Below are 6286 nucleotides of genomic sequence, written 5' to 3'. Positions count from 1 at the left end.
ACTATATTTCAATAATTTCAAAGAACTTTTTCAGATTTTAATGGGACAGTAGTGACATGCAGACAAAGCAAAGAAAGAAACAGTTACAACACAGTTTAAAAGAAATAGAGAAACTAGAACATACAATAAAACTCAACAATCAAGAATGTGAATCAAGAATTGCGAAATTCAAACAATCTGAAATTTATAATAAATTCCATACCATAGCAAGTTTTGAAGAATTAAAAGAAGAGGATTGGATAGAACTACAAGATGAAATTAACGCAACATACAAAAATTTCACCAGTCGTTTATATACACTTTACCCTATTAGTAAGATTGAATTACGAATTTGTTTATTGATAAAAGCAGATATATCAACCAGCAACATAGCACTTCTGACCGGACGAACAAAATCTACAATTACATCTGCCCGAAAAAAATTGTATGAAAAAGTCTATGGGCAGAAAGGTGACGCCAAAATGTGGGATGACTTAATTTTATCTTTATAAGACTGATATTTACGCAAAACCGTACAAAAACCGTACAGGAAAATGTTACTTTAGAAAGAAAACACATAAAAACCGTACAAAAACCGCATAAAAAATCAACAGGAAATAAGTGCCAGATACCTACTTTTGCAACCAAAAAGTAACAATTATAAAGAAAATGCCATGAAGCATTTGTCATTAGTAATTCTGTATTTATTATTCTTTCATGTAAATGGTTGGGCCGATAACGTACCTATCAATTTATGTAAACAAATTAATGGAGGTATCAATGACCGTTCCATGTCTATAGAACTTACCGCAAGTCACGACAATAACAATATCTATTTTTATTCAGATATACCATTAAGCAGCTTGCAGATTATTGTAAAGAATGAAAACGAAGAAATACTCTTATCCGAAATTATTACGATATTTCCCGAACTGCAAACCCCTATTTTTATAGGAAACCTCGAAAGCGGTACCTACATCCTAGAGCTGAACGATGGGAAACACAAGTATCAAGGCTATTTTGAAGTAAAATAAGAAATACCAGAACAAGCATGTCTGAAGATATGTCGAAGAAACTGACAGTAATCATTCCTTTCTTGAATGAAGGCATGGAAGTGGCACACACCGTAGCCAGCATACGGCAATATGCTGCGGATCGGGTGGAAATATTGGTCATCAACGATGCTTCCAATCATTTGTATGATTACGAAGAGATGTTGAAGCCCTATTCCGCCACCTATCTCCGAAACGAAGAGAGATTGGGGATAGCTGCCTGCCGCGATTTGGGAGTGAGTCTGATACAAACCCCTTATTTCCTGTTTCTTGACGCGCACATGCGATTCTATAGAGAGGACTGGGGGCCTTGCTGCCAGAAACAACTGGAAACCACTCCGGATAATTTCAGAAGATTCTGCCAAAAACAAAGTATGGAATTAAATATAGCGGATTATATTCGTTATCGTTTTAATAATGCGTATATTTACGCCACTTTAAATCAATAATCAATACATGATACCGATGAAACGTATTCTCTCTCTTATCTCAGCCATCGTGTGCAGCCTCTCGCTGCTGCATGCGCAAACGACCGCCATCACCGTAAGCGGCAATGTGAAAGACAAAGACAAGTCGCCGCTACAAGGCTGTACCGTATATTTCATACAAGCCGACACACTTGTGGGGGGCAGCATCACCGACAAGAAGGGCGACTTCTCCGTAAAAGGCCTACAGGCAGGAGACTATGTCTGCCGCGTGTCCATGGTAGGATTCAAGAAAATAGAACACCCCTTCAAGCTGACAGGAAGCGTGCGCCTGCCCCAGTTCACACTGCAGGAAGATGCCACGCAGCTGAAAGAGGTGACCGTGACAGGCGACAAGCGCAACATCGTACACAGTAGTGCGGGAAGTACCACCTTCTTTCTGTCCGAACATGCCAAGAAGGCGAAGACTGCTTACGATGCACTGTTGGAAGTACCCAAACTGGTGGTGAACCCCATCGAACGCAACATCAAACTGCTCACGGGGGAATCTCCCATAATTCTGATAGACGGGGTCAATCGACCGGGTTACATCAACGTGATGAATCCCGAGATTATAGAGTCCGTGGAGATTATAGACGTACCGGATGCACGCTACTTAGGCGAGGAGGGCGTGACTGCCATCCTGAACATCCACCTGAAACGCGTGGCTACCCCTACCTATGTCAACGGAAATATTTATGCAAACCATGCCCTCACCTACCGGTATGGAGTGACAGGTGGGGGAGCCGAACTGGGGAATGCCAAGTCGTCCCTATACTTGAATCTCCAGAGTTTCTACTTCTCCGATACCAAGAGCAATGAGTATTCGGAAAGCCAATCGGGGGACATCAGGCGCAAATTCTCCGGAGAGCAACTCTATAGCGCCAACAGCTACTACGCAGCATTGGGGGGAGACCGCATCTTTTCGGACAAGAACTATGCCGCCTTTGCCCTGAAATACATCAGTAACCCCTCGGACACCGAAAGCCACAGACAAGGAAACGTGGAATATGCCTCCGAACAGAAACAGTCGGATGCCACAGTCTACAACCAGTCGGACAACAAATACCATCTGGCCACCGCCTATCTCTATTACAAGCACTCCTTCAGCAAGCATCAGTCGCTGGAGGCCACCGGAAACTACTCCTACAGCTATTCCGGTTCCATCGGGGAGCAGCAGGAGCATAACGATTTCTACCAATACCATAACCTGATAGACTACATCAACGACCGGCACTACGGGAAGTTGGATTTGGACTACACAAACCTCATACAAGGCAAATACTCCCTCACAGCCGGCTCCAACACTTCTTATTCAAGCACCAACATAGACGACAAGGAAGATTGTTTTCCGGTGTACAACTACAAGAAGTGGCAAGAATACCTGTATGTCGGCTTCAACAACAACCGTTCGGGAGGCAAGTTCTTCTATTTGCTTTCCATAGGGATGGACATGCTCTTCACCGAAGCGGATGGGGTAAAGAACCATTACATAGACGTGCTTCCCTCCGTGGCACTAATTTATAAGTTCAATCAGAAACACAACTTGAACCTGAGCTACCGGCGCCATCGCTACAGCCCGACACTCAGCATGCTGAACCCGCGCAACACCTCTACCGACAGTTTGCTCATCAATCAGGGTAACCCGTATCTGAGACCCAGTTTCCAAGATCAGGTCCGGCTCTCTTACAAACTCAGCTACAAAAGCCTGTTCCTTGAGCCTTACATCTCCTACAGCTATTCGTCGAAGCTGATTAATGCCGTCGGTACGCTAAAAGACAACATCTATATCCAGTCTTACCGGAACCTCCTGTGTGCCAACTTCCTTAACGCGGGAACCTCGGCCAACTACAACTTGCCTTTCGGCAACATAGGCATGAGCGCCTACTACGAGAGAAGGTATCAGAAAGGAATGACCTTTGCCAACGCAGATCTGTGGAACTTCAATATGAATGCCTATCTATACTACAAGCAGGTATCGCTCTCGCTGAACATGGGCTATACGACCGCCAGCTACGGCTACACCACCAAATCGGAAGGGACACCCTACAGCAATGCCAACCTCTCATGGAATCTGCCCAAGAACTGGAGAGTCTATGTGATGGGGCAATATTTCGTAGGAACCGGTATGTGGTCGAAGTCGTGGGTGAAGGACGAAGGGTACACCTCATACAAGGCCAATTACCTGACAGACCGCATCCCTACCTTCTCAATAGGTGCCTCATATACCTTCAAGAACAAGGTGCAGAACAAGTGGAGACAGAAAAAGCAGTTCAATAATGATGATAGAGAATTGCAGGGCATAGGGGTGAAATAACTTAATTATATATTGATGATATTCAAGCCCCGTTTCCACCACATCAAGCAACCGGACGCCATGGAGTGCGGAGCCACCTGCCTCCGCATGATAGCCCGTCATTACGGCAAAATGTACTCTGCCGAAGCCATGCGCCGGATATGCACCGTAGGCCACAACGGGGTGTCCATGCTGAGCCTGAATGAAGCGGCCGTCAAAATCGGTTTCCGGACGGTCTGCGGACGAATGACCGTAGAGAAGCTGGTGGAACAGCATCCTTTTCCGTGCATCCTGCACTGGAACCAAGAACATTTCGTGGTGTTGCACCGCGTGGAAAGAGACCGAAAAGGCAAACTGAAATTCCACATCGCCGATCCGGGGAAGTACCTGCTTGCCTTAGACGAAGAGGCTTTCCGCAAGGCATGGACACCCGGCGAAGGAATGCAAGGCGAAAAAGGAATACTGATGGCGCTGCAACCCACCTCCGTCTTCCACTCGCTGAAAGAGGAAGTAGGCACGGAACGTTCATTGTCTTTTCTCTGGAGCTATCTGAAAGACTACAAGAGCCTGTTCGGACAACTGATTGCAGGACTGGTCATCGGCAGTGGACTACAGTTGCTCTTCCCCTTCCTGACGCAGGCAGTGGTAGATAAGGGAATAAACGGAAAGAACCTGAACCTCATCTACCTGATTCTGCTGGGGCAGCTGATGCTGACCATAGGAAGGACTTCGGTCGACTTCATACGCCGGTGGCTGTTGCTGCATATCAGCGTACGCATCAACATAACTCTGCTGTCCGACTTCTTCCTGAAACTGATGAGACTGCCCATGTCCTTCTTCGACACCAAACTGAAAGAAGACTTGATGCAGCGCATCAACGACCACCAGCGCCTCGAACAGTTCATGGCCGCCCAGACGCTGAATACCCTGTTCTCCGTCTTCAGTTTCCTCATATTCGGCGGGGTGTTGCTTTACTACAGCACCGCCGTGTTCGCCATCTTCTCAGGCGGATGCCTGATATATGCATTGTGGATTTGTACCTTCCTGCAAAAACGCAAGGCCATGGACTACGAATTCTTCGACCTCTATGCACGAAGACAAAACAAGACCATCCAAATCATAGACGGTATGCAGGACATCAAATTGCAAAACTGCGAACAACGCAAATGCTGGGAATGGGAAGACACACAAGCCGACTTGTTCCATACCAACATTGCCTCCATGAAACTGCAACAGACGCAAGAGGGAGGAAGCCTCTTTATCAACGAGGTGAAAAACATCCTCATCACCATCGTGACGGCAACCGCAGTGATAGAGGGGCAGCTCACCTTGGGAATGATGCTGTCCATACAATATATCATCGGCCAGCTGAATGTCCCGATAGAACAACTGATGCGCTTCATCTACTCCTGGCAGGATGTCCGGCTCAGCATAGAACGAATCAACGAGGTTCACCTGAAAGAAAACGAGAACACACATCGGAAGGTAATCGATTTCCATTGCAGCCGGGAAGACATCCTATTGAAAAACGTGACGTTCAGCTACAACGGCTCTCATTCCCTCAAAGTTCTCGAAGATATCTGCCTAAGAATCCCCAACGGGAAAGTGACGGCCATCGTGGGTGCCAGCGGCAGCGGAAAAACCACGTTGCTGAAACTATTATTAGGATTCTATCCGCCCGCATCGGGCGACATCCTGATAGGTGAGCATCGGCTGAACGAGATAAACCTCCGATTCTGGCGCAGCTTGTGCGGAGTGGTCATGCAAGACGGTTACATCTTCTCCGAATCAATAGCGCGCAACATCGCTTTAGACAATGAAGAGATAGATTACGAACGTATGCTGTCTGCCGCCCGAATAGCCAACATCACGGAAATGGTGGAACAACTGCCACTGAAGTACGACACCGTCATAGGTGCCAACGGACAAGGCATCAGCCAAGGACAACGACAGCGTATCCTGATAGCCAGAGCCGTATACAAGAGCCCGGCCTTCTTGTTCTTTGATGAAGCCACCAATTCCCTGGATTCCGGAAACGAACGACTGATAGTGGACAATTTGCAGAAATTCTACCAAGGAAAAACTACCGTCATCGTTGCCCACCGCCTAAGTACCGTGAAGCATGCCGACCAAATAGTGGTGTTAGACAAAGGAAGAATATCGGAAACCGGCACACATGACGAACTAATCCGAAAGAAAGGGACGTACTACAACCTGATTAAGAACCAATTGGAACTAGGGAACTCATGACTAAAAAATTAAAGGAAAACAACCACAGCAATTTTACAAACGAAAACGATTGCCACAGTGACAAAGTGCGCCGTATTATCGAGCAAAAACCAGCTTTTATCGTGAGGTGGGGAAACACATTGCTATTGGCAGGAATACTGGTACTCCTTCTGGTTATCTTGATAAGCAAACAATAATAAAGAGAGGTGCAGCAAAACGACTTGCTACACCTCTCTTCCGGCTTCGCCCCGCCCTAACACATCATT

At 46.4% G+C, this 6286-nt stretch carries 5 protein-coding genes; all 5 read left to right on the top strand.

Annotation, left to right across the window (positions count from 1 at the left end; translation table 11 throughout):
* The first annotated feature begins 56 nt into the window (after positions 1 to 56).
* The 5 genes from E5355_RS08775 to E5355_RS08755 all read left to right on the top strand — a co-directional run bounded on the left by E5355_RS08775 (position 57) and on the right by E5355_RS08755 (position 6041).
* Positions 57 to 491, top strand: a complete 435-nt coding sequence (locus E5355_RS08775) for a hypothetical protein (protein ID WP_136010051.1) — start codon at positions 57 to 59, stop codon at positions 489 to 491.
* Between the two features lie 162 nt (positions 492 to 653).
* A complete protein-coding gene (locus E5355_RS08770) occupies positions 654 to 1013 on the top strand; it encodes a DUF3244 domain-containing protein (protein ID WP_136010050.1) in 360 nt (119 codons plus the stop codon).
* A gap of 17 nt (positions 1014 to 1030) precedes the next feature.
* Positions 1031 to 1480 (top strand): glycosyltransferase family 2 protein, encoded by a 450-nt coding sequence (locus E5355_RS08765; protein ID WP_136010049.1) that lies wholly within the window; start codon positions 1031 to 1033, stop codon positions 1478 to 1480.
* A 16-nt stretch (positions 1481 to 1496) separates the two neighbouring features.
* The gene (locus tag E5355_RS08760; RefSeq protein WP_168354311.1) at positions 1497 to 3812 is read left to right on the top strand and encodes a TonB-dependent receptor; all 2316 of its coding nucleotides are present in this window, start codon (positions 1497 to 1499) and stop codon (positions 3810 to 3812) included.
* Between the two features lie 15 nt (positions 3813 to 3827).
* Positions 3828 to 6041, top strand: a complete 2214-nt coding sequence (locus E5355_RS08755; protein ID WP_136010047.1) for a peptidase domain-containing ABC transporter — start codon at positions 3828 to 3830, stop codon at positions 6039 to 6041.
* Positions 6042 to 6286: the final 245 nt, after the last annotated feature.

The organism is Bacteroides muris (ex Afrizal et al. 2022), assembly GCF_004793475.1.
GTDB lineage: Bacteria > Bacteroidota > Bacteroidia > Bacteroidales > Bacteroidaceae > Bacteroides > Bacteroides muris.
This window is presented reverse-complemented; position numbering and strand designations above follow the sequence as displayed.

Bases quoted from the DNA above. Each gene is read 5' to 3' on its own strand.
- E5355_RS08770 (WP_136010050.1), top strand. From the start codon at position 654: ATGAAGCATTTGTCATTAGTAATTCTGTATTTATTATTCTTTCATGTA.
- E5355_RS08765 (WP_136010049.1), top strand. From the start codon at position 1,031: ATGTCTGAAGATATGTCGAAGAAACTGACAGTAATCATTCCTTTCTTG.
- E5355_RS08760 (WP_168354311.1), top strand. From the start codon at position 1,497: ATGAAACGTATTCTCTCTCTTATCTCAGCCATCGTGTGCAGCCTCTCG.
- E5355_RS08755 (WP_136010047.1), top strand. From the start codon at position 3,828: ATGATATTCAAGCCCCGTTTCCACCACATCAAGCAACCGGACGCCATG.
- E5355_RS08775 (WP_136010051.1), top strand. From the start codon at position 57: ATGCAGACAAAGCAAAGAAAGAAACAGTTACAACACAGTTTAAAAGAA.